Source organism: Rhodobacter viridis (assembly GCF_003217355.1).
Taxonomy (GTDB): Bacteria; Pseudomonadota; Alphaproteobacteria; order Rhodobacterales; family Rhodobacteraceae; genus Rhodobacter; species Rhodobacter viridis.
Genome location: NZ_QJTK01000015.1, coordinates 1 through 22,687, shown reverse-complemented (window position 1 = coordinate 22,687; position 22,687 = coordinate 1). Strand labels below are relative to the sequence as shown.

The following is a 22,687-nucleotide window of genomic DNA, read 5'->3' as shown; positions in this document are numbered from 1 at the left end:
CGTCATGCCGGAACTCGTGCGCCTCTACATTCGCAACGTGCTCTTCGGGGCGGGGCTCTCTGCCCTGTTCGTCGGTTTGCTGCTGGGCTTTGATGTCGCGCATCTGCGGCATCTGATCTTCAGTTCCGACATTGGCTATATCGCCGTGACCCTGCTTTTCGTCTTCAACACCGTGGTCTTTGCGGGCGTGCAATTCGCCATCGCCGTGATGAACATGGCCGAGGATCAGACGCCGCCCGGTGGCGGCAAGCGCGATGCGATCCCGAGCCATGACATGGCCGCCGAGCTGATCGCCATCCCGGTTCCCGTGCGCAGCGAAAGCCGTGCCCGCCGCCAGCTCGGCCGCACCCTGCGCTAAGTTTTCTCGAAGGCCTCCGGAAGACGAAAATCCCCTCGCTGAAAAGCGGGGGGTTTTCGATTTCGGGCTGTCGTGAGGTGGCGGAAACCGCAGCGACCGTGGGGGCGAAATTTCCCGAGAGCCTGACAAGTCAGGTGGGTGCCAGATACAGAGGCCAGGGCCAAAGCAGAGCCGGCTCCCTCAGGAATGGTTATCGGCCACTGGAAAAAGGCCCCGTTCACGCGAAGAGCAGTAACCGCCAAGACGCAAGATAGGGGCAGGAAGAGACCGCGGCAAGGGCGGTCAGAGATCTTCCCAACGGCTCAGCTTCACCGACTGCCAGCGCCGCAGTTCATAGCCCAGCATCAGCATCGAAAACAGCGCCACCGTCATCACCGTCGAGACGACGGCCTCGCCCGGCTCGATCGGGCGGTCTTTCCAGCGCAGGAAGAAATTCGCCGCGGTCCAGATGAAGGCATAGGGAATCGCATAGGCGCTCATCCGCACGCCGAGCGGCAGATAGGGCCAGGGCCGCGCCTCGCCACCGAAGAGCCGCATCACCCTGTCCTGAATCGGATGCGGCAGTCCGCGCAATCCAAGTGCTTCGAGTTCTGCCCGGGCGGCGGCGAGTCGGCGTTGGTAGTCTTCCATGGTGCAACCTTTGATGGTTCTGGAAAGCATGTTTGCAATCGAGGACTTGCGCGTCAACCCTCTCGACAGATGTTCATGCTTCGTTCATATTTCCCGCATGGCGAATGATCTTTCCCCCGGTCAACTTCTGGCGCGCGGCGTGAGCCGGTGCCTGATGGATCACGGCTTTGCCTGTCTGACCGAGGTCATGCCCCGTCCGGGTCTGCGGGTAGACGTGATGGCGCTCGGTCGCAAGGGTGAAATCTGGATTGTCGAATGCAAATCTTCGCGCGCCGATTTCACCTCGGACCGGAAGTGGCAGGGCTATCTGGATTATGGCGACCGATTCTTCTGGGCTGTCGACACCGATTTTCCGGTCGAGATCCTGCCCGAAGAGACCGGCTTGATCTTGGCCGATCGCTTCGGCGCCGAGATCCTGCGTCATGGTCCCGAGGCGAAACTGGCCCCCGCGCGGCGCAAGCTTGTGACGCAGGGATTCGCCCGCACCGCGGCCTTGCGGCTGGCGGGGCGGGGCGATCCGGGCGCCGGCTTTCTGGCCTAGCGCTTGCCCTTCGGCTTGCCGCCCTTCGCGCCGCCGTCGGCGATGGCGCGCGCGACCTCGGCCGCATCCATCAGCTCGCGGGCGATTTCCTCGGCTTCTTCGGGGTCGAAATCGAAGGGCAGTTCGAAGCCGTCGCCCGTCACGAAGATTCGCACCATGCCCTGATCGGTGGGGCCGATCTGCAGGTCGCCAGCCAGGTCGTTTTCGTCGTTGATGCCCATCGGAGCCTCCATTTTGCCCGTGCCTAGCCAAACTGCGGCGACGGGGCAAGCATCGGCTGTGCGGGACCCGATTTTCCCCTCTTGCATTCCCCCGCCCCGCCCGCTAAATGCCCCCTCAGTGCCGCCTTAGCTCAGTTGGTTAGAGCGCTGGATTGTGGATCCAGAGGTCCCCCGTTCGAGCCGGGGAGGCGGTACCATCTCCCCCATCATCGATGTGCGCGGTTCGCAATGTCCTCAGGATCTTGCGCGTGGCCCCAGCAGCGCCGGGGCAAGGGCGATCAGGAACAGCACGAAGGCGAAGGCCCAGAGCGTCGCGGCCAGGATCGTGCCCGGGTAGTAAAGCGCCAGCGGCCCGGCCGCCGCGATCCAGCGCAGCAGCGCCGCCACCGGGATCAGCGCATAGGCCAGCGCGACGGGGAAGGGCGCGACGAGCGGGCGTCCGGTGTGGCCCAGCGTGGCCCGACTCATCACCCCCATCACCATCGTGCCAACCCCGCCCACGGCCGAGAAATGCATCGCGCCGATCTCCGAGCCGATGCCGAAGGCGGCCAAGCCTTGCAGCAGGGCGCCGACACCGACCAGAGCCATCGCCCCGTGCAGCACGACGAGGATTGGTTCCGACCGCACCGACCAGCCGCGCCAGCGCGCGATGCGCAGCAGTTGCGCGGTGCCAAGGGTCAGTTCCGCCGCGCCGATCAGCGCGTCCGGCAGGCCGAGCGTGATCGCCACGGCGGCGGTGATGGCCGCCCCGATCGCCACGCGATCGGCCTGCGGTAAGCTGACCGGCAGGCCGGGGGCTCCGGCCTTGCCAAGATCGGGGGCCGCCCCCGCCAGCATGGCCTTGCGCGCCAGCACATTGCGGGTGAAGGCGGGGGTGATGCGCCCGCCGACGATGACGATCAGCGCGATCAGCGCCGCCAGCGCCCCGTGCAGCCCCGCGACGGCTTCGCCCAGCGGCCAGCCAAGCGCATCGAGCATCACCCGTGCCTCGGCCAGCCAGATCAGCCCGACCAGCGCCAGAACCATCAGGTTGGCCGGTTTCGGCGCCTGCCGCAGCATGGCCCAGATCCGCGCTGCAAGCAGCGGCAGGAACGCGAGCGCGAGCGCGGCCGCCAGCGGTCCGGGGACGATCCCCCAAAGCCACAGGCCGATCCGCCCGGCCAGCCAAAGCGCCGCCGCCGCGATCAGGAACCGCGGCCCGGCCGAGGCGGCGCCGGTCCAGTTCGGCACGGCCGTCAGCAGGAACCCCGCCGCCGCGGCAGAGCCGAAGCCGAAGATCATCTCATGCCCATGCCACCACTGCGGCGGCAGGTCGGCGGGCAGGTCCATCATGCCGCCGAACGCATGCACCGCAAGCCACAGCCCCCAGATCAGCATCGCCAGCGCTCCCCAGAGCCCCGCGAGCAGGAAAAAGATACGAAACCCTTCAGAGAAGAGACGGGTGAGGGCGGTCATGGCAGGTCCTTTCGCGAGCGTGCTCCGATCCTTGTGGGAAAGTGCCTGCGACCCCTTGATGAAAGTCAAGGTGGCCACTGTGGCCGGGCGGAGTCGGACCTGCAAGATCAGCCTTGCACGCTTTGCGTGTGGTTTTGGCTTCTGTTAATCTTGCGCGCGTAGACTTGCGGACCTGTCGTTCTGTTTTGTTCCGAAAGCCGCCGCATGTTTTCCAAGATGAATGCGCTGGACCTGTCCCGGCGCCTGCCAATGATCATGATGATCGTCGCGCTGCTTGCGGGAATGTTCCTTGCCGTGCCTGCCTATGTCATCACACGCCAGACGCTGATCGAGAGTGCGAAGACCAACCTCGACACGCTCGCCCGCGGTCCGGAGCAGGCGCTGGGTCTGCTTCTGGACGGCACGAAGGCGGATCTGATCTCGATGTCGCGCGACCATGCGATCCAGCGCGCGCTCAGTGCGATGACCGCGGTCTATCAGGCCATGCCGGATGCCCGCGCGAGCTTGCAGGGAACCTATATCGACAAGAACCCGAACCCGCTGGGCGAAAAGAACCGTCTGATGTCTGCGGGCGATCACAGCCCCTATGACGCGCTGCATGCCGATCTGCATCCGGGACTGGCCAAGCGCCTCTCCGAGCGGGGTTTTTACGATATCTTCCTGATCGATCCGGCGGGCGACGTCGTCTACACCGTGTTCAAGGAGCGGGACTTTGCCTCGAACGTGCTGACCGGGGACTGGAAGGACACCGGTCTGGCCGAGGTGTTTCGCGATGCGATGGCCCTGCCCGCGGACGGCGCGGCCTTTCGCGATTTCGCCCCCTATGCCCCCAGCGCCGATGCCCCGGCCGCCTTCATTGCGGCGCCGGTGCTGACCGAGGATGGCAAGCGTCTGGGTGTGATCGCCATTCAACTGCCGATCGCGGCGATGAATGCCGCGGTGCAAAGCGTCACCGACGGCAGTGACGGCAAATCGGCCTATCTGGTGGGCGCCGATCGGCTCTTGCGCTCTGATCTCTTGTCGACCGCGCAAGACGACATTCTGAAAACGCGCGAGGACAACGCGGCCTTGCGCGCGGCGCTGGCGGGTGAGTCGGGGGTGATGCGACTGAGCGATGCCGCGGGGGATCGCTACATCAATTATCGCCCGATGACGTTCCTTGGCACCCGATGGGCGCTGCTTACCAGCCAGAGTTCGACCGAAATGCTGGCGGCGCTGACGAAGATGACGATGGCTTTCGGGGCGATTGCTGTCCTGGTGATTGCGGTTGCCGCCGCTCTGGCGGTGCCGCTGTCGCGCTCGATCAGCCAGCCCTTGACCCGGCTCACGCTGGCGATGAACGAGGTCGGACAGGGGCAGCTTGATCACGAGGTTCCGCACCGCGACCGTCTGGACGAAGTCGGCCGGATGGCGCGGGCGCTGGAACGGTTCCGTCAAGCGCTGCTGTCGGCGCGTGAGACCGATGCACGCCTTGCCGCCGAGCGAACGGCCAATGCTGCGCGGGAACGCGAGCTTCTGGTGCAGGAGGCGGCGCGCGAGCGTCTTGAACAGGAACGTGCCCGGGAGGCCGAGGAGGCCCAGCGTCTGGCCGAGGATGCCCGGCGTGCCGAGATCGATGCCGAACGGGCCCGCGCCGATGCGGCATTGATGGATGTGGTGCAGGCGCTCAGCAATTCGCTGCGGGCGCTTGCCGATGGACGGCTGGACGTCTCGATCGACACGTTCTTCGGCGAGACCTACAAGGGGCTGCGGATGGATTTCAACGCCGCCGCCAAGAGCCTGCGCCAGATCGTGACCGAGATTTCGACCGCGGCGCAATCGATCCGCACCGACAGTGACGAAATCGCAAATGCCGCCGTGAACCTGTCGCGGCGGACCGAATCCTCGGCCGCGGCTCTCGATGAAACCTCTTCGACGATGCACGAGATGCTGACCGCGGTCGGGCAGACCAACTCCGGCATCAATCGCGTGCGCGCGCTGGCCCATGATGCCTGCGACCGGGCAGAGCGCTCGCAGCAGACCATGCGCGCGGCGGTCGAGGCGATGCAGCGCATCGAGGCCTCGTCAGAGGCGATCAGCCGCATCATCAGTGTGATCGACGATATCGCCTTCCAGACCAACCTTCTGGCGCTGAATGCCGGGGTCGAGGCCGCCCGCGCGGGGGAAGCCGGCCGCGGTTTTGCCGTCGTCGCCTCGGAGGTGCGGGCGCTGGCCCAGCGTGCCGCCGACTCGGCCGCGCAGATCGGGTCCTTGATCGCCGACAGCGGGGCCCAGGTGCGCGAGGGGGTCGCGCTGGTGCGCGACTGCGGGACAGCGCTGGAAAACATCTCCGGCGCCGTTTCCGATATTTCGGGGCGGGTGAGCGAGATTGCCTCCAGCGCCAGCGAACAGGAGCAGGGCATTTCCGAAGTGACCAAGGCGCTGGGGCAGCTCGATACGGCGACACAGGAAAATGCCGCGATGTTCGAGGAGACGACGGCGGCCACAACCTCGCTTGCGGCGGCGGTGGCCGATCTTGGCAAGCTGATCGCGCAATTCACCGGCTGGGAAGAAACCGCCGAGGCGGAACGCAAATCGGCCTGAGGGGCAAGGCTGCAGAGCGAAGGCGCAAGCGGAAAGCAACAAGATCTGGGCGCCTGATGCGAAAGCCTTCCCGACGGTCGCGCGCCTTTTCGATGTGGTTTGCGGGCGTTCCCCGCGGTCGGCAAGGGCCAGAAGCCGCCTCGAAGACCCCAGACCTTGTCCGGTGCCGGTCTAGCGTGACCAGGACAGGCCCGGGTCTTCCTCGACATAATCGCGCAGCGCCGCGACGTCTTCGATCTCCGCCACCGACTGACGCACCTGCACGCCCTTTTCGCGCAACCGGGCAAAGGCGCGGCTGAGGCTTTCCGGCTTCATGCCCAGACGTCCGGCGATCAGCACCTTGTCATAGGGCAGAACGACGGCGCAGGGACCGCGCTCTTCGTTCACATGTTCAAGCAGGAACTCGGCCACGCGCTGCGCCCCCGAACGCGCCTTCAACTGCTCGATCTGGCCCACAAGGCGATGCAGATGCGCGAAGGTGGCTGCCAGAAGCGAGACGGCCAGACCCGGTTGCCGCTCGATCAGCCGCAGCATTTCGGCGGTTTCGATCCGGACGAGCATGACATCGGTCGCGGCCTCGGCCGAGACCGGATAGCTGCCGCCGGTAAAGGCCACCGCCTCGCCGAAACTGTCACCCCGGGTGAAGACGCTCACCACCGCCTCGGAGCCATTCGGCGCGACGCGGTAGAGCTTCACCCAGCCTTCGATCACCACATAGACCGCGCTTGCCTCTTCGCCCTGCAGGAAGATGGTCGCCCCGCGGTCAAAGGCGCGGTCGCGCGCGCTGGCGAGGATCAGATCCTGTGCCGGTTTCGGCACATTGCCCAGCAGCAGGGATTTCCGGGCGATCCGGTCGGCATCGGGGGTCATCAGCAGCATTCTCCTTGAGTGCGGTATCGCATGGCGGCGTCTGAAGCGAAAGCCGGAGGTGGCGCACAGGCGGCCTGCCCGATGCGGCCCGCGCCTGTCAGGCGCCGATCCATCCTTCCTCCCCCGGATACGTCTGCCAGATCTTCCCCGTGGCACCACGCCGCAGAGGCGCCGAGTTGACGCCTTGGGCACCGCGGGCGCAGAACAAAACGATAGTTCTGAATATTTGCCGTGCCGTCTTCGGCCTTGCCTTGCCGATGCCGCAGGGTCTCGCAAGTTGACGCAATTCGCCGGAGTGTTCCCATGGTCGACATCGCCTCCGATCCCATCATCATCATCGTTGATCCCTATGTTCCCCCGGTCACGATCACGGGCACGATCTTCCCCGAAACGCTGTCGGGAGGCGAGGGGGATGACACGATCAATGGCGGCGGCGGGCCTGACCTGATCCACGGCAACGGCGGCAACGACAGCCTGCTGGGCGGCGATGACCCCTCGAACGACAGCCTTTACGGCGATGCGGGCAATGACACGCTTTTGGGGGGCGTGGGCAACGATCGGCTCGATGGAGGCGAGGGCGCCGATGATCTGGCGGGCGAGCTTGGCAACGACACGGCTTATGGCGGTGCGGGCAATGACACGCTCGATGGCGGCGAGGGCAGCGACGTCCTTTACGGCGAGGACGGTGACGATGTTCTCTGGGCCAGAGCGGGCAACAACAGTCTTTACGGCGGTGCGGGGCAAGACTCGCTTTATGGCGGTACGGGAAGCGCCGATCTGCTGGATGGCGGCGATGGCACCGACTCCATCGAGGGGGACGGCACGGACGACACCCTTTATGGCGGCGCAGGCGACGACAGGATCATCAATGCCCACATCGGCTATGGCGGGGACGGCCGTGACAGCATTCTCGGCACGGATGTCAACGACAGCCTCTATGGCGGGTCACATCATGACGACATGAATGGGGGGATGGCAACGATCTGGTCGATGGCGGCGACGGAGATGACGCCATCGAGGTTTGGTCGGGGTCGGATACCCTCATCGGCGGCAACGGCAACGACAGGTTCACGATCACCCGGACCGGTCTTGATGGCGCGACGATCGTCATTCGCGGCGATGCCGGACTGGATATCGTCTCCATCATCTCGCAGCCCGAAGCCTTGCTGGTCGATCTGCGGACCCAGAGCGTTTCCGGCACCGGGGACATGACGCTTGTCCTGTCGGGAATCGACGGCTTTGTAGGGTCCAGGTACAACGACACGCTGATCGGCTTTGATGCGGAAGGCACCGTGCCCGGCAGCGCCTATACGAACAATCTGTCGGGCGACTGGGGCGATGACCTCATCTTCGGGCTGGGCGGCAGCGACGGTCTTTATGGCGGTGGCGATAACGACACGCTTTATGGCGGGTCGGGCAATGACCTGCTTGATGGCGGGCAGAACGACGATCTGCTCTACGGCGATGAGGGCGACGATACGCTTGACGGAAGCGATGGCAAAGACACGCTTCTGGGCGGCCTGGGCAATGACAGCCTTGTCGGCAGTTGGGGCGACGACGTGCTGGACGAGAGCAGTGGCGATGACACGCTGTCGGGCGGCGATGGCAACGACCTGCTGAAGGACACCGAGGGCCGCAACGTGTTTTCGGGCGGTGCGGGCGATGACACGATCTTTGCCGGGACAGGTGCAGACAGTGCGCTTGGCGATGCCGGGGCGGATCAGATCGATGGCGGTCTTGGCGATGATACGCTGTCTGGCGGCGCCGACAATGACACGCTTTCGGGCGATGAGGGCAACGACGAAATTTGGGGCGATGACGGCAACGACAGTCTGGACGCTGGCGCAGGTGACGACACGCTGGCGGGGGGCGCGGGCAACGATCGCCTCGACGCGGGGGCTGGCGACGACCTTCTGATGGGGGAAGCGGGCCGTGACATCTTTGCCGGGGGCGCGGGCGACGATCTGATCGTGCTGTTTGCGGGCGGCGTCGGAACGGCCATCGTGGATGGGGGAGGCGGGGACGAACGCCATGGCGACACGCTCGACGCCAGCGCTCTGACGGCGGACATCTTGATCGGTGATACGTCCCTGCATCTGCGGGGAACCAGTTTCCAGTCGGCGCAGGGCGATGCCTCGCTTTTCGGCTTCGAACATGTGATCCTCGGATCGGGCAGCGACACCACCCTCGGCGACGCCGGCAACGACGACTTTGCCGGCGGGGCGGGGAATGACCTGCTGTCTGGCGGCGGGGGCGACGACACGCTGAGCGGCGACACCGGCGGCGACACGCTGGCGGGCGGTGCGGGCAACGACAGCCTTTCGGGCGGGAGCGATGCCGATCTGTTCGAGATCGGCTCTGGCGCGGGCACCGACACGATCCTTGGCGGGGAAACCGGCACCGACACCGACAAGATCACCTTTGCCTCGGCCTCGGCCGGGGTGAGCCTCAGCTTCGACGGCTTCGGCGCGGGGGTATGGAGCTTTGGGACGGGGCTGGGTGCGGGCAGCTTCAACGAGATCGAGCGGATTGCGGGCTCAAATGCCGCTGATCTGCTCGACGCCTCGGGAACGGCCGGGGCGATCTGGCTCGAGGGGGGGGAAGGCAACGACACGATCAACGGCGGCAGCGCTGCGGACACGCTCGAGGGGAACGCGGGCGACGACGTGCTTTGTGGCGGGTCGGGCAACGACACGCTGCGCGGCGGCGATGGCAACGACTTCCTTTATGGCGGCAGCCTGTTCATTGGCGCCGATCCCGGCAATGAATATCTGCAGGGCGATGGCGGCAACGACACGCTGCAGGGCGACAGGGGCGATGATTGGCTTGCGGCGGGCGAGGGCAATGACTCGCTTGTGGCCTTGTCGGGCAATGACATGCTGTCGGGCGATGCGGGAGATGACACGCTTGAAGGCGGGGCGGGCGACGACAGCGTGCAGGGCGGTGACGGGGCCGATCTGTTCCTGATCGGCAGTGGCGACGGCACGGATACCCTGATCGGGGGCGAAGGCGGCTCCGATATCGACAGGCTGCGTTTTGCGACCTCCGAAGACGGGGTGACGGTGATCCTTGAGGGCGCCGAGGCGGGCAGTTGGCATCTGGGGGCGGGCTCTTCCGGGTCGTTCACCGAAATCGAGTGGATCGAGGGGACCGCAGCGGCGGATATGCTGGACGGCGCTGCCGCCACGGGCGCGGTTACGCTGTTCGGTGGCAACGGGGATGACACGCTGACCGGCTCTGCCTTTGGAGATTCGCTGGAAGGCGGTGCGGGCAAGGATACGCTGGAGGGCGGCGCGGGGGACGACTGGCTCATCGGTGGCGACTCGGGCGGCTCGACCCTGTCTGGCGGGGCGGGCAACGATTCGCTGAGCAGCGGCGCAGGTGGCGACTGGCTTGACGGCGGTGGGGGCGACGATCTGTTCACCCAGCCCTATGGCGCCGACACGCTGCGCGGCGGTGACGGGCGTGACACGATGCAGATCGCCCAGTTCCCCGGCATGTTCGGGCATGAGATCACATGGCTGATGCTGGATGAGGCCGCCAGCATCGAGGTTCTGAGCGCCTATAACGATGTTTTGGGCAGCGACCTCGGTGACATGTTCACCCTGACCGGGGTGCAGACCTATACCGACTTGGCGCAATTCCAGCTTCTTGCGGGCGATGACACTTTCCTTGGGGCCAATGCGGCCGAGACGATCTTTGGCGGCGCCGGCCATGACACCTTGGCGGGCAATGGCGGGGACGACGCCCTTTACGGCGGCGACGGCGCTGACACGTTGAGCGGCGGGGATGGCGTCGACTGTCTCGATGGCGGGGCGGGGGATGATGTCTTTGTCATTTCCGCCGCGTCGCCCGGCCTTGCGGGGGCCGACCTGATCATCAGCGGCGGCGGCGCGGGCACGGATACGCTTCGTCTGACGGGCATCGATCCGGCCCATGCCCGTTTCAAGATCGACGGACAGAACGTGCTTTTGCAGGTTGCCGATGTTGCGGGCGCCCCCGTCACCGTTGCCGTCCAGCAGGCGCAGTTTGCCCTCGACGGCACGATCATACTGGCGTCTTTGGTGGAGCGCGTCGTGTTCGACGATGGCACGATCTGGGACATTTCGCTGGGTCTGCCGGGAACTGCGGACGGTGAGACGGGCGATATCGTTGGAACCGGCGGCGACGAGCGGCTCCTGGGCACAAATTTTGCCGATACGGTCCTCGGCCTTGGCGGAAATGACACGCTGGTCGGGCTCGAGGGCTACGACAGTCTGGACGGTGGCGCGGGGAATGATCTGCTTGACGGCGGTACCGGCGCCGATACGCTGACCGGCGGTGCTGACGACGACACCTATGTTACGGATGGCGACGACACGATCACGGAGGCGGCAAGCGCGGGCACCGACACGGTGCGCAGCTCGGTCAGCCTGGCGCTGGGGGCGAACCTTGAAAACCTGGTGCTGACCGGGGCCTCGGCGCTCAGTGGCACCGGCAACATGCTGGCCAACAGCCTGACCGGCAATGGTGCGGCAAATACCCTGATTGGCGACGAAGGTGCCGATACGCTGACCGGCGGTGCGGGGGCCGATACGCTGTCGGGTGGTGTTGGCGACGACACCTATCTGACCGAGGGGGGCGACACGATCACCGAGGCGGCGAACGCAGGCACCGACACGGTGCGCAGTTCGGTCAGCCTGACGCTGGGCAGGAACCTCGAAAACCTGGTGCTGACCGGGACGGCCGTGATCAACGGCAGCGGCAACAGTCTTGCGAACCGGCTGCTTGGCAACAGCGCGGCGAACACGCTGAGCGGTGGTGGCGGCGCGGACACGCTGGCGGGGGGGCGTGGCGACGACACCTATGTGACCGAGGGGGGCGACACGATCACCGAGGCGGCGAACGCAGGCACCGACATGGTGCGCAGTTCGGTCAGCCTGACGCTTGCGGCGAACCTCGAAAACCTGGTGCTGACCGGGACGGCCGCGATCAACGGCAGTGGCAACAGCCTTGCGAACCGGCTGGCGGGCAACGGCGCGGCGAACACGCTGAACGGCGGCGCGGGGGCGGACACGATGGCGGGGGGCGCGGGGCACGATACCTTCGTGTTCAACACGGCCCTCTCTGCCACCAATGTGGACCGCATCACCGATTTCTCGGCGGTCGATGACACCATCCGCCTCGAGAATGCCGTCTTCACCGGTTTGTCGACGGGCGTCCTTGCCGCCAGTGCCTTCGCCGCGAACGCCAGCGGTCTGGCCATGGATGCCCAGGACCGGGTGATCTACGAGACCGACACGGGCCGCCTCTACTTTGATGCCGACGGGACAGGGGCGGGTCACCGCATGCTTGTCGCGGTGCTGAACATCGGATTGGCCATGACGGCGGCGGATTTCACGGTGATTTGACCCGATGCGAGATCACCCCGCTGAATGACCGCGCGACGCGGCATCGTCCGCCGCGGCCAGAGAGAGCCACGTCAGACCGGGCCAGGTCGGAGAATCAGGGGGACTCTCGTGGCGTTGCCGCACAAAGGCTGCCTGAAGCGTGATTTTCCCTGTCCCGTTCAGGTTCAGGCCGGGCGGACGACCTTGGCAGTGCCGAGCGCGTTGGAGCGATTGATGAGGGCGACCCGGATGTCGATTTCGGCGGTTTGGCGATCAGGATCCCTCGCGGCGATGCGCTCGCCGAAAGCCTTCAGGTCAAGCAGGTTCAGCGCCACCGGTTCGCGCGAACCGGCGAGGGCATCTTGGCCTTCACGCGACGGCGGGTGTGGTATCCGGTCCACCGCTTTCGAGACATGCCCGATCGTAGCAACGCGTGGCGCGCAGGGTTTCGTTGCGCGCCTTGGCAGCCGTGCAGGCCCTGTCGCCGGGTGTTTGTCAGCCTCCCGGCGACAGGCCCGAGATCAGAGGAATGCTGCCATTGCGCGGTCTTTGGCCCTTTGATGCGAAGGGACGCTTTCCCAAAGATCGCGCTGTGCGTCAAAGAATACTTTGCTGCACACCTGCGCTGATGTGCAGCGATGTCTCCCTGTCGTGCTGGTCGGACCATCATTTGGGGCTGCCTACGGGCAGCGCCTAGCTGCGCGAGGCAAGATCACAAGGCTCCTGTCGTCGGGTCGCAAAAGGCGGTGCTTACAGCTACGCCATGGACAGCGTGCGCCGTGCGTGCCGCGAGTGGCCACGCGAAACGACAACGGAAAATTTTACGGGGTTTCGTGTTGTTCGAGAACTGAAAGAGATATCGCGGTCGCAAGGCCGGTAACAGGCTGCGAGGTGGCGGTGGAAGGCCGAGCGCAAGCCGACCGAGAGGGTGTGGCATCGGTGCCGCCCCGCACCCATCGCTGCTGCCTGGGTTTTCCCTTGTCGGGCCTGTCCTTTTGGAGGTCGCCGATTGTCACGGGTGCGCAGCCCTCAGCCGCCGGTTGGTCATCCCGGCGCTTGCTGCCGAAGCGGCCGCTGACCGTGTCGCAGCGTGAGGCGTGCGATGCTGCCCTGCTGTCTGAAGCAACATGACGTCGGGCACTGATGAACAGGGCGAAAATCTGACAGAAGCGGTTGTTGCTGTGCATCTGCGCAACGAGGATCTCGGCAAGGGCGAGGGCATGGCGGCGTGTGCCGTCGGTAGATGCATCGTCGACAAGCACGATCTCATGCGCGCAAACCCGTTGCATCGCCGCGCAAATGCCTGCGACGAGTTCGGCGGGGTTTGGCTCTTCGTCGCGCAACGGCACCACGACGGACACCACCGCAACACCCGGCAAGAGCCCCTCGCCACCCCCCGAAGCAGGTGTCACCAGTTTGCGTTCGATTGCGATGTTCATCCGAGCCCCCTCTTGAGGCCCGGCCGCGGTCACGCGCGGACCCGGGTTCCGACCGCTTCGCGCCGAGGGGCCGGGATGCGGAACCGGTCCGAGGCGAAAGCGGCATCGCGGGCAGGGGAGAAGAAGCGCACGCGTTCATTGGCTCGACCATCCTGACGGCGATACAGAAGGGTGCGGTCCGAGGCATCTTTGCGAACGAGGCAGGCGCAAGTCTGACGGCACGATCTGGAAGCGGGCATCGCATGTCAGAAACGCGAGGATCCGGGCAGGGACTTCGGGGGCAAGGGTGATCGGGTTGCGAGCGTAATTTTGGGGATCGCCGGTCGGGTCCGGTTGGAACAAATGGTTCAGGCCCGCCATGACCTCGACTTGCACCCCTCTTTCCCGGAACAGATTGCGCAAGGCTGCGGCGCTCTCTGCGGCATCGACCTGGGTGTCGCTGCCACCGTAAAGCGCCAGAACGGGCCCTTGAAAAGCGCCGATCAGGGTCCGCGGATCATGACGCGCGGCATCGAACCCCCAGGGCGTGGCAAGCGTGGCGGCATAGGTCTGGCGCACCTCCGGGGGCAGCGGGGCAAGGGCCGCCTCCAACCCCGGGTGCGCCGCCGCAAGGTCGGGCGCCGCGCGCAAGGCGGCAAAGCTTGCCTCCAAGGCGCCATCAAGCGCGGCGATCTGCTCGGCCGAGGCGCCTTGCAGGGCGGCGATGCTGCGGGTCTGATGGCGCAGCACCTGCTCCATCGGCACCGCGGGACCGGCCAGAAGCACCAGCGCCGCCACCTTGCGCCCGCGCGCAGCAAGGGGCGCGGTCAGCCCGCCCTCGGAATGGCCAAGGATCGCGATGCGCGTGGGGTCGATCTCGGGCTGTGCCGCCAAAGCGTCGAAAGCCGCCCCGGCATCGCGAGCAAAATCCATGATCGTGGCGGTGGCGAAATCGCCCGCGCTGCCGCCGACCCCGCGCTTGTCATAGCGCAGGCTTGCGATCCCCGCCCGCGCCAGCGCATCCGAGAGCACGAGGAAGGGCCGATGTCCCGCCACATGCTCGTCGCGGTCTTGCGGCCCGGAGCCCGCCAGCAAAAGGATAGCGGGGAACGGGCCCGGGCCTTCGGGCAGCACCAGTTCCGCGGCAAGCGGTCCCGCAGGCCCCGGTACCCGCAGCGCGCGGTGCGGATAGGGGCGGGATCCGGGATCTTGCGACCGCAGGCAGGCCATCAGGGGCAAGACGGTCAGCAGAGCCAGAAAAGAACGACGGGTCATGGGAGCCTCCGGGGTTTTCCCCGGATCTCTCAGCTTTGCACGCCCCCGGCGACCGGGCCGATGGGGCCGGACGCCCGCCAGCGGCTGGGGGTCATGCCCGTGCGCTTCAAGAAGGCTGCGTTGAAGGTGGATTTGGCGTTGAACCCGGTGGCATGGGCGATGTCGAGCACGGTGTGATCGGTCGCGCGCAACAGCTCCTGCGCCTCGCGCACCCGCCAGCCGTTGACGTAGTCGTAAAAGCTTTCGGCCCGTCCCTGATTGAGCGCCTGACTGACGTAGAAGGGCTTGGCGCGGGCGGCCTCGGCCAGATCGGCGAGCGAGAGGCCGGGGGCGCGCCACAGGCTGTCGCGCCGCATCGCCGCGTCGATCCGCCCCAGAAGCTGCGCCATCGCTTCGGCATCTAGCCCCGACCGGGCGTAGCTTGGCAGGGCGGGCGGGGTCTCGGTGGCGGCAATCACGGCATCGGCCCAGTCGGGCCAGTGCATCCGCAAGGTCAGCCCGTGCAGCGCCGTCCCGAGGATCAAAGCGAACAGGAACAGGTCCGAGAGAGGCCCGATCAGCACCCGGCCAAGGGACAGAAGGTCCAGAAGCTGGATCGCGAACAGCGCGGCAAGGAAGGTGCCCAGCAGGGCAACGCCACTGAGCCGGGGCGTCGGCGGCGCAGCGATGATCTGCGCCAGCGCCTTTGCGTGGCGTTTCAGCGCGCGCAGGATGCCGATCCCGGCCAGCGCCGTTCCAAGGCAGAGCGCCAGCCAGAACAGTCCGACCCCGGCCAGCGCCACCAGCAGCCACAGCGGCGAGATCGTCGGCAGAAGACCGGCCTCGAGGGCGGCGCGGACCTCGGTGGGCATCAACAGGAAGGGCAGGCACAGAAGGCCGCTGGTCGCCAGCGCCGCCTCGATCCGCGGCCAGCGGGCGGGCCCCGCCAGACTGCGGACATGTTGGGCCAGCAGGACCGGCAGCGGCGGCAGAACCAGCACCTGCCAGTCCTCCCAAGCGCTGCCGTCAAGCGCCAGCAGCGCCGCCAGCCCGAGCGCAAAGAGCGCAAGACAGGCCACCGCCGGGGCCAGCCGCGGATCTGCGCCACGCCCCCGCAGCCAGATCGCCAGCGCGGCCATCGCCGCCATTCCCGCGAAAATTCCCGTCATCCGCCCCCCGCTTCAGGGCAGAATGCGGGGAAGTCGGATCGGGCGCAAGCGCGGCCCGGCGTCCGGCCCCTTTGGATCGGTCGCCCGCCGCACAAGAACTCGCCAAGGATTGCGGCACATCCAGCCCGGAGGCCCCATGACCCCCCTTTTTCGCGCCGCCCTTCTTGTGCCCCTTCTGACGGCTTGCGCTGCGCCCGCGCCAGAGGTCACCCGCGCCGCCGGTCCGACCGTGATCTTCGAAGCGGGGCTGGGCGATACCGCGTCGGTCTGGAGTGGCGTCGACACGCCCCCCGGCCTTGGCCGCTTTGCCTGGACGCGGGCGGGATACGGGTTCGGCGCCGATCTTGTCGCGGGTCAATCCTGGCCCGGCGATGCTGACGGCCGCCGCACCGGCGCAGAGGTGACGGCCCAGCTTGGCCAGGCGCTTGCCAAGGCGCAGGCAGGGCCGCCCTATATCCTTGTCGGCCATTCGATCGGCGCGCTTTACGTGCTCGACTTCGCCCGCACCCATCCCGAGGCGGTGAAGGGCATCGTCCTTGTCGATCCGCGCCTGCCCGGGTTCACCGCGCGCTGCAAGGCCGCGCATCTGCACGGCTGCGAGATCCCGCCGCTGCTGCGCCTGACGCTGTCGGAGGTCGAGCGGATCGAACTCGACGGCGTCCCCGAGACCGAGGCGGCGCTGCGCGACCTTGGCGCCCTGCGCGACATTCCGCTGACGATCCTTTTGGCCGAAAAGGCCGGTCTGGGCGAGGACCCGCGCTGGCGTGCCGTCTGGGCCGACCATGCCCGGGCCTTTGCGGCGGGCTTCAGCCACGCGCGGCTGATCCCGGTCGCGAGCGGCCATTACATCCAGACCACAGCCCCCGATCAGGTCTCGGCCGCGATCAGGGCGGTCAGCCGACAGGATCGCCGGGCCGAAAGCGCGGAGTGAGAAGCGTCCGGATGTCGAGCTCGTCAAACGTTACCGGAGCCAGAAACCAAACCCGGCCCAAGGATCACGTCGCGGGAATGACCCGGATGATCGAAGACGCGCCGTCGCACACCAAACGAATACATCTGCAAACTCTGCCCCTAGGGATCGGAGCATGGCATCCTCGAGCCGGTCCACCGAATGCACTCACGGAACATCTAAGCGCCTGCTTATTCGGGCGTGTCCCCCGTAGATCGGGGGGTTATTTGCACGATCGGCCAAGGCGAAGCCGGGAATTGGCGGTTGCGAGCCGCAAGTCCTGCGGCAAGATGCGAGTGAACACAGCCCCCCATTCACGGCAGCAAAGGAAATGCGCATGCCCACGCTGATTGACGGCACCGCCGGAAATGACTTGCTGACCGGAACTTCGGGCAACGATTTCATCCGCGGTTACGCGGGGAATGACCGGCTGGTCGGGCTTGCGGGAGATGACACGCTCGATGGTGGCGCGGGCACGAACCAGATCGATGCGGGGGATGGCAACGATACGATCCTCATCGACGGCAGCGCCTCGAACGGGGTGATGAGAACGCCCGCCACCGGCATTGATGGCGGCGCGGGGGTCGACACGATCCAGTTTGCCGGGGCGATTTCGAGCTTTCACATCGTGCAGATCGCGGGCGGCTGGTTGCAGGTCGATGATCTGGTGAACGGCGGGCGGACACTGGCGGTCAACGTCGAGCATCTGCAGTTCACCGACACGGACCTTTGGCTGGTGCCGCAGGACAGCGCGCCCGTCGTCTCGGGGGATCTGGCGATTTCGGTGACGGAGGGGGCGGGTCTGGTGACGATCGATGCGCTGGCGAACGCCCATGATCCGGAGGGCGCGGCGCTGGCGGTCACGGGGCTGTCGGCATTGCCCGAGGGGGTGAGCTTCGACCCCCTGAGCCACAGCTTTACCGTGGACGGCAACGCGGGCGCATTCGACGCGCTTGCCGCCGGAGAGCAGCTGACACTGCGCATCGACTATGGCGTGACGGATGGCACATCGGTGACGGCGACCTCCGGTCTGATCACGGTGACGGGCACCAACGACGCGGCGCAGGTCGCGGGCGTGCTCGCAGGGGCCGTCAGCGAAGATTCGGTCCTCACGGCCTCCGGGCAGGCAAGTGTCAGCGATGCGGATCACGGGCAATCGGCCTTCGTCGCGGAAACGATGGCGGGACTTTATGGAAACCTGACGATCGATGCCGACGGGCTTTGGTCCTATGCGCTGAACAATCGCGGCTTGGCGGTGCAAAGTCTGGCCCAGGGGCAGATTGTTCAGGACCTCTTGACCGTGCAGTCGGTCGACGGCACGACCTCGACGATCACCATCGCCGTTTCAGGGGCGGCAGATCGACTGATCGTCGGGACAGAGGCGTCCGACCGTCTCACCGGGACGAAGGCCGCCGAGCAGATCTTCGGGCTTGGAGGTTTCGACCGGATCAACGGCGGCGGCGGAAACGACACGCTCACCGGGGGCGCGGGCGGCGACACCTTTGTCTTTTCGGGACATTTTGGCCACGACACGATCACCGACTTCGACCCTTCGGCCGCGCGCGAAGTGATCAATCTGTCCCGGGTGACGGGCGCGCACGATTTTGCCGATCTCGTCGCCCATCACATGACGGAAACGGGCGGAAGCACGCTCCTGGCCTTCGGAGACCAGACGATCACCCTTGAAGGCGTGAGCATGTCCAGCCTGACGGCTGCGGACTTCCTGTTCTGAGATTGCCCGATCGGGCCGGGCCCTCTCTGCCATCGCCCTGGCAGACGCATTCGCGGATCCGCGTCAGGCAGCTGCAAGGTCAATGCAGCTAGAACATTTCTTGACGCGCGTCGTCCTGAAAAGGCGGAGGCTGGCGGTTTCAGACCTGCGGCTGACTTGCTTCGGCGGCGGCGCGTATCGCGCAAACAGCGGAGTCTCCTGCGAATGAAATGTCCGATCGACAATGAAACCCTGCTCATGACGGAACGTAGCGGCGTCGAGATCGACTATTGCCCCAAGTGCCGTGGCGTCTGGCTCGATCGTGGCGAGCTGGAGAAGATCATCGAACGTGTGGCAACGGTGGCGCCGGGATTTGCCCCCTCCTCTGGCCATGATCAAGACGGCCTGCGTCGTCATTCTTCGGGCCATGGACACGACAATCACGATAGCCACGGGCGCGATCCCCACCACGGTGAGCATGCGTCCAATGCGTATCGTGGCCGGCGTGAGGGTCTTCTGAGCAATCTGTTCGATTTTTGAAGGCCGATGCCAAAAGAGGTTGGCGCCCCGCGAGGCTGACTTGCGGGGTAAGGCTGGCCGTCTCTCTTGCCGCGGGATGAGCCATCGCCCTTGCCGGCGCCGCACCGGTCAGGGTCCCGAAACGTCGGCCTTGGAATGGATCCGAGTCCTCTGCGCCCGCACCGTGCCCTGCGACGCAGCGGCCCGACGCTCGCGATTTTCCCGGTCACCGCATGTCCCAATGCTGAACCCGAACTGACAGAAATTCTTGTGTCCCTTCAGGTTGCCGTAAGTCTGATGCCGCAAGTCGAGCCGCATCAGTAGGTGAAAAGCGGGTAGCAATGATCAAGAAGGCAATGGTGCTGACGGTCCTTGGCGAGAACGTCTGCGCGGCGGAAGACTGCGCCGCGCCGATGATCACGTGGCAGCCGATCGCGGCAATCGAGGCCCGCGCGCAGGCGGCGGGCTGGCAGGTGGAGTGGCTTCAGGTCGAGGACGGTTGCTACGCGCTTGGCGCCCACGATCGCATGGGCCGGGATCTGAGCGTGACGCTCGATCCCGCGACGCTCGCCATCATCGAAACGAACAGGAACGACGAACGGCGCAGCCGCTCTCGTTCGCAAAAGCAAGAGGAGTGAGAGGGAATGGTTCGTGTCTGGGATCCGGTTGTCCGGGTGTTTCATTGGGGACTTGCAGCCTGTTTCGCGCTGGCCTGGTTGACCGCCGAAGAGGTGCAGCCGGTGCATGAGTTCCTGGGCTACACCGCCGCCGCTCTGGTTGCGGTGCGCGTGGTCTGGGGCTTTACCGGAACGCATTATGCGCGGTTTGCGCAATTCGTGCGCGGCCCCGGGGCGGTGCTGGCCTATCTGAAGGATATGCTCGCGCATCGCGAGCGGCGTCATCTTGGGCATAACCCCGCCGGGGCCGCGATGATCGTCGTCTTGCTTGCGTCAATGGCCGGGACCGCATGGACGGGCTGGATGATGGCCGAACCGCAGCGACAATCGATGCTGCCCTCGATCGTGACGCCTGCCTATGCGGACGATGACGAAGCTGGCGAGCGGGGCGATGGCGGCGGAGAAGGCGCGATCAAGGAGGTTCATGAAGCTCTGGCGAACCTGATGCTGCTGCTGGTGGTCCTGCATGTCGGGGGCGTGGCGCTGGCCTCCGTGCGGCACCGCGAAAATCTTGCACGTGCGATGGTGACGGGGCTCAAGCGTCCCGCTGGCCCCGAAGATATCGGCTGAGTTACGTCCTCTCGGATACCATGACGTCGGAGGCGCCCGCCGGAGAAGATCTGGCGGGCGCTTTGCGTTTTCGGGGGGAATGTCTATTGCCGGGACAGGGTGATCACCGCTGCCTGGCCGTCGGTGAACCACGGATCGCCCGCCACGGACCGACCCAGACGCGGTTGCGTGAGCCGCTGGGCCGTCACGCGGCTTGCGGCGCCTTGCGCGCGCAGGTCTGCCACCAGCGTCGCGCGTTCTGCATCGATGTCGGGCGCGATATGATGCAGCAGATTCCAGTCGAGGCCATCGTCAAAACTTGCCGCACCCACGAAGAGCCGCTGCCCGGTCTCGGTGACGAATTCGGTGCGCCAGAACCGAACGTGATGACGGTGTCGCAGCGTCGCTTCGGCGGTCGGTTTCTGAAAGGCCAGATCGTTCGGCGTATTGCGCCAGAAATACGGGGTGACCGGCGCCACAGGATCGGCGGAATTCGTCCAGACGGCCACTGCGGCACGCAGCAGCGACACCAGATCCGGCGGTTGCGCCGGATGCCACCCCGCCCCCGTCAGCGCATCGGCAAGCTCCGCCTCATCCGCGGCAAGAACGATCACGTTGATCGGTTCGAGCGGTGCCCCGCCCAGCGAGGCCGTTTGCGCAGGCAGATTGCCCGCCGCGATCAGGCTGTCGAGCGTGGTGAACGTCACGTCTCCCACCGGGCCGGGGCTGATCTTGCGGGCTTTCTCGTAATCGGCGACCTGCCAGACGGCAATGAGTACGAGCGCGACGACGGCCGCCGTTCCGCTGCGGCGCAGGGAAGCCGTGACAGGAGGCGTCACTGGGGGCGTCCTGGTCCGGGCGGCGCGCCACCATTCGGCAAAGGCGATCCCGATGACCAGCCAGATGGCCCCCACCAGCCAACCGTTGATGACATCTGACAGGTAGTGCTCGATCAGCGTGATGCGGCTTACACCGATCAGAAACGCGATCACCGCGGCCCCGAACGCAGCGCTCACGGCGCGCAGCAGCCGCAAGCGCCAGAGCATGAAGGCGGCAAAGCCATAGAACGCCACCGAAATCGCGGCATGTCCCGAGGGGAAGCTACCCGAGGTCTCGACGAAATAGGCAAGCTCCGGGCGCGGGCGGTCGAAGATGCGCTTGAGCGCCGCCACCGAGGCAAGATTGCCGCAGACCGCGACGGCCAGTCCGCCAAGCAGATCCGGGCGCCGCCGCAGGAGGGTCAGGATCCCTGCGGCGGCGATCAGGGTTGCGATGACCTTGGCATCCCCCAGCGCGGTGACATGGGTAGCCAGCCGCAGCAGGTCGGGCGACCAGACGTCGTGGATCAGATTGGCCAGCCGCAGGTCCGCTTGCACGATCGGATCAAGCATCAGCAGATCGAAGACCGAGCCGAGCCACACCCAGATCAGATAGAACGCCGCAAGGCAGAGCAGGGTCGCCGTCCGCCCCGAAAACCGGTTGCGATCGAAGCGGCCTTCGACAAAGCGGGACAGGCGCGGGTGTCGCCCGCTCCAGTCGCGCACCTCCGGAGTGTCGCGGATCGCCGCCCCGACCGAGCGCAGGATCGACCGCGCGAAGGGCGCAAGTCGCACCATGCGCGCAATCAGTCCCCAGAGCAGCACAAGCGCCAGCACCAGCAGCACGATGGCCAGACCAACACGGTTGACGAGTGGTCCAAGACGGCTTGCGACACCCCCGACCAGGACCCCGACGCCGGAATGGACGAGCGCATACAGAACCGCGCTCACGATGTTCCAGACCATGAAGCGCCGCCGCGGCAGCCCTGCCAGCGCCGCGACCAAGGTCACCAGACCGAAAAGCGGCCCGAGGAACCGCCCCGGCATCAGGGCGAAGCCGCCGTGGCGCTGAAAGAGCCGCGCGGCTTTGCGATAGGCGATGGATTTCGGCGGCTGCCACCTTGCGCTCAGCATCCTGCGCGCCAGACGGCCAAGGCCGTAGCTTGCCTCGCCGCCGAGGATCGCGCCCGCCGCAACGAACCAGACGAGATCCAGGTAATCGAGCAGGCCCTGCTGCACCAGTATGCCCCCTGCCTCGACGATCAGGGTGCCCGGCATGAAAAGGCCGGTCGGAACGAACGCTTCCAGAAATGCGGCAAGGCCGAGCGCCCAGTAGGACCAGAGCCCCAGCGCGGCAAGGGAAGGCAGGAAGGCGTCGAGCGGCAGGGTCATTTTCTCCTTGGTGCGACGAAACGAGGGACCCTTGTCGTGCGGGCGACGTCGGGCCTTGGCCTATCGTCGCATATCCCGACGCGAAGGGGGAGACGTGTCGGACGCAAGACACGGCCATCCTCGCCGCGGCCGGGTGATGCCTGCCAAGGTTAAGCCCGCCCTCCTGACGGTTATCAGGGCGTAAATAAGCGGCTGCTTATTGAC

The 22,687-nt window shown here is 66.2% G+C and carries 17 protein-coding genes, 1 tRNA gene and 2 pseudogenes; 11 read left to right on the top strand and 9 right to left on the bottom strand.

The genetic code is table 11. The annotated features are described in order from the left end of the window. Nucleotides 1-4 precede the first annotated feature (4 nt). Nucleotides 5-358: a hypothetical protein gene (locus C8J30_RS15235; RefSeq protein WP_110806696.1), complete on the top strand. Its 354-nt coding sequence runs from the start codon at nucleotides 5-7 to the stop codon at nucleotides 356-358. 282 nt (nucleotides 359-640) lie between these two features. On the opposite strand, the gene C8J30_RS15230 is transcribed toward C8J30_RS15235, so the two are convergent. Next, nucleotides 641-1,018: a DUF6404 family protein gene (locus tag C8J30_RS15230; protein ID WP_220033776.1), complete on the bottom strand. Its 378-nt coding sequence runs from the start codon at nucleotides 1,016-1,018 to the stop codon at nucleotides 641-643. Nucleotides 1,019-1,085: 67 nt separating this feature from the next. Between C8J30_RS15230 and C8J30_RS15225 the strand changes: the two genes are divergently transcribed. Continuing rightward, entirely contained in the window at nucleotides 1,086-1,529 is a 444-nt protein-coding gene (locus C8J30_RS15225) for an MmcB family DNA repair protein (RefSeq protein WP_110806694.1), read from the top strand. On the opposite strand, the gene C8J30_RS15220 is transcribed toward C8J30_RS15225, so the two are convergent. Further along, nucleotides 1,526-1,750, bottom strand: coding sequence for a DUF6324 family protein (locus C8J30_RS15220; RefSeq protein WP_110806748.1), 225 nt, complete (start codon nucleotides 1,748-1,750; stop codon nucleotides 1,526-1,528). The genes C8J30_RS15225 and C8J30_RS15220 overlap by 4 nt on opposite strands. 120 nt (nucleotides 1,751-1,870) lie before the next feature. Here C8J30_RS15220 and C8J30_RS15215 point away from each other — a divergent pair. Further along, nucleotides 1,871-1,947, top strand: a tRNA-His gene (locus C8J30_RS15215). Nucleotides 1,948-1,984: 37 nt separating this feature from the next. Here C8J30_RS15215 and C8J30_RS15210 read toward each other — a convergent pair. Continuing rightward, nucleotides 1,985-3,205: an NnrS family protein gene (locus tag C8J30_RS15210; RefSeq protein WP_110806693.1), complete on the bottom strand. Its 1,221-nt coding sequence runs from the start codon at nucleotides 3,203-3,205 to the stop codon at nucleotides 1,985-1,987. A gap of 204 nt (nucleotides 3,206-3,409) precedes the next feature. Here C8J30_RS15210 and C8J30_RS15205 point away from each other — a divergent pair, with 204 nt between their 5' ends. After that, nucleotides 3,410-5,788, top strand: coding sequence for a methyl-accepting chemotaxis protein (locus tag C8J30_RS15205; protein ID WP_110806692.1), 2,379 nt, complete (start codon nucleotides 3,410-3,412; stop codon nucleotides 5,786-5,788). Nucleotides 5,789-5,959: 171 nt separating this feature from the next. Here C8J30_RS15205 and C8J30_RS15200 read toward each other — a convergent pair whose 3' ends face one another. After that, nucleotides 5,960-6,658 carry a Crp/Fnr family transcriptional regulator gene (locus C8J30_RS15200; protein ID WP_110806747.1) on the bottom strand — a complete coding sequence of 233 codons (699 nt, stop codon included), beginning with the start codon at nucleotides 6,656-6,658 and terminating at the stop codon, nucleotides 5,960-5,962. A gap of 303 nt (nucleotides 6,659-6,961) precedes the next feature. Here C8J30_RS15200 and C8J30_RS15195 point away from each other — a divergent pair. After that, a pseudogene (locus tag C8J30_RS15195) lies at nucleotides 6,962-7,618 on the top strand (calcium-binding protein); the annotation flags it as partial. A gap of 203 nt (nucleotides 7,619-7,821) precedes the next feature. Next, the gene (locus C8J30_RS15190; RefSeq protein WP_220033772.1) at nucleotides 7,822-12,048 is read left to right on the top strand and encodes a beta strand repeat-containing protein; all 4,227 of its coding nucleotides are present in this window, start codon (nucleotides 7,822-7,824) and stop codon (nucleotides 12,046-12,048) included. Nucleotides 12,049-12,212: 164 nt separating this feature from the next. Here C8J30_RS15190 and C8J30_RS19110 read toward each other — a convergent pair. The 4 genes and pseudogenes from C8J30_RS19110 to C8J30_RS15170 all read right to left on the bottom strand — a co-directional run. Beyond that, nucleotides 12,213-12,501 (bottom strand): annotated as a pseudogene (locus tag C8J30_RS19110) (hypothetical protein); the annotation flags it as partial. A 347-nt stretch (nucleotides 12,502-12,848) separates the two neighbouring features. Further along, nucleotides 12,849-13,466 carry a glycosyltransferase gene (locus C8J30_RS15180; RefSeq protein ID WP_110806689.1) on the bottom strand — a complete coding sequence of 206 codons (618 nt, stop codon included), beginning with the start codon at nucleotides 13,464-13,466 and terminating at the stop codon, nucleotides 12,849-12,851. A 135-nt stretch (nucleotides 13,467-13,601) separates the two neighbouring features. Then, nucleotides 13,602-14,720 (bottom strand): alpha/beta hydrolase family protein, encoded by a 1,119-nt coding sequence (locus C8J30_RS15175; RefSeq protein WP_110806688.1) that lies wholly within the window; start codon nucleotides 14,718-14,720, stop codon nucleotides 13,602-13,604. A 29-nt stretch (nucleotides 14,721-14,749) separates the two neighbouring features. Further along, nucleotides 14,750-15,868, bottom strand: a complete 1,119-nt coding sequence (locus tag C8J30_RS15170) for a helix-turn-helix transcriptional regulator (RefSeq protein ID WP_110806687.1) — start codon at nucleotides 15,866-15,868, stop codon at nucleotides 14,750-14,752. A 136-nt stretch (nucleotides 15,869-16,004) separates the two neighbouring features. On the opposite strand from C8J30_RS15170, the gene C8J30_RS15165 reads away from it, so the two are divergent. From C8J30_RS15165 to C8J30_RS15140, 5 genes are all read left to right on the top strand, one after another. Beyond that, nucleotides 16,005-16,799, top strand: a complete 795-nt coding sequence (locus C8J30_RS15165; protein ID WP_110806686.1) for an alpha/beta fold hydrolase — start codon at nucleotides 16,005-16,007, stop codon at nucleotides 16,797-16,799. A 355-nt stretch (nucleotides 16,800-17,154) separates the two neighbouring features. Further along, nucleotides 17,155-18,549, top strand: a complete 1,395-nt coding sequence (locus C8J30_RS15160; RefSeq protein WP_181420907.1) for a VCBS domain-containing protein — start codon at nucleotides 17,155-17,157, stop codon at nucleotides 18,547-18,549. A 204-nt stretch (nucleotides 18,550-18,753) separates the two neighbouring features. Beyond that, entirely contained in the window at nucleotides 18,754-19,068 is a 315-nt protein-coding gene (locus C8J30_RS15155; RefSeq protein WP_110806684.1) for a TFIIB-type zinc ribbon-containing protein, read from the top strand. Nucleotides 19,069-19,388: 320 nt separating this feature from the next. Next, the gene (locus C8J30_RS15145) at nucleotides 19,389-19,685 is read left to right on the top strand and encodes a PepSY domain-containing protein (protein ID WP_110806682.1); all 297 of its coding nucleotides are present in this window, start codon (nucleotides 19,389-19,391) and stop codon (nucleotides 19,683-19,685) included. 6 nt (nucleotides 19,686-19,691) lie between these two features. Beyond that, nucleotides 19,692-20,294, top strand: a complete 603-nt coding sequence (locus tag C8J30_RS15140; protein ID WP_110806681.1) for a cytochrome b/b6 domain-containing protein — start codon at nucleotides 19,692-19,694, stop codon at nucleotides 20,292-20,294. A gap of 83 nt (nucleotides 20,295-20,377) precedes the next feature. Here C8J30_RS15140 and C8J30_RS15135 read toward each other — a convergent pair whose 3' ends face one another. Continuing rightward, complete coding sequence (locus C8J30_RS15135) at nucleotides 20,378-22,483, bottom strand: LssY C-terminal domain-containing protein (RefSeq protein ID WP_110806680.1); 2,106 nt, start codon at nucleotides 22,481-22,483, stop codon at nucleotides 20,378-20,380. Nucleotides 22,484-22,687: the final 204 nt, after the last annotated feature.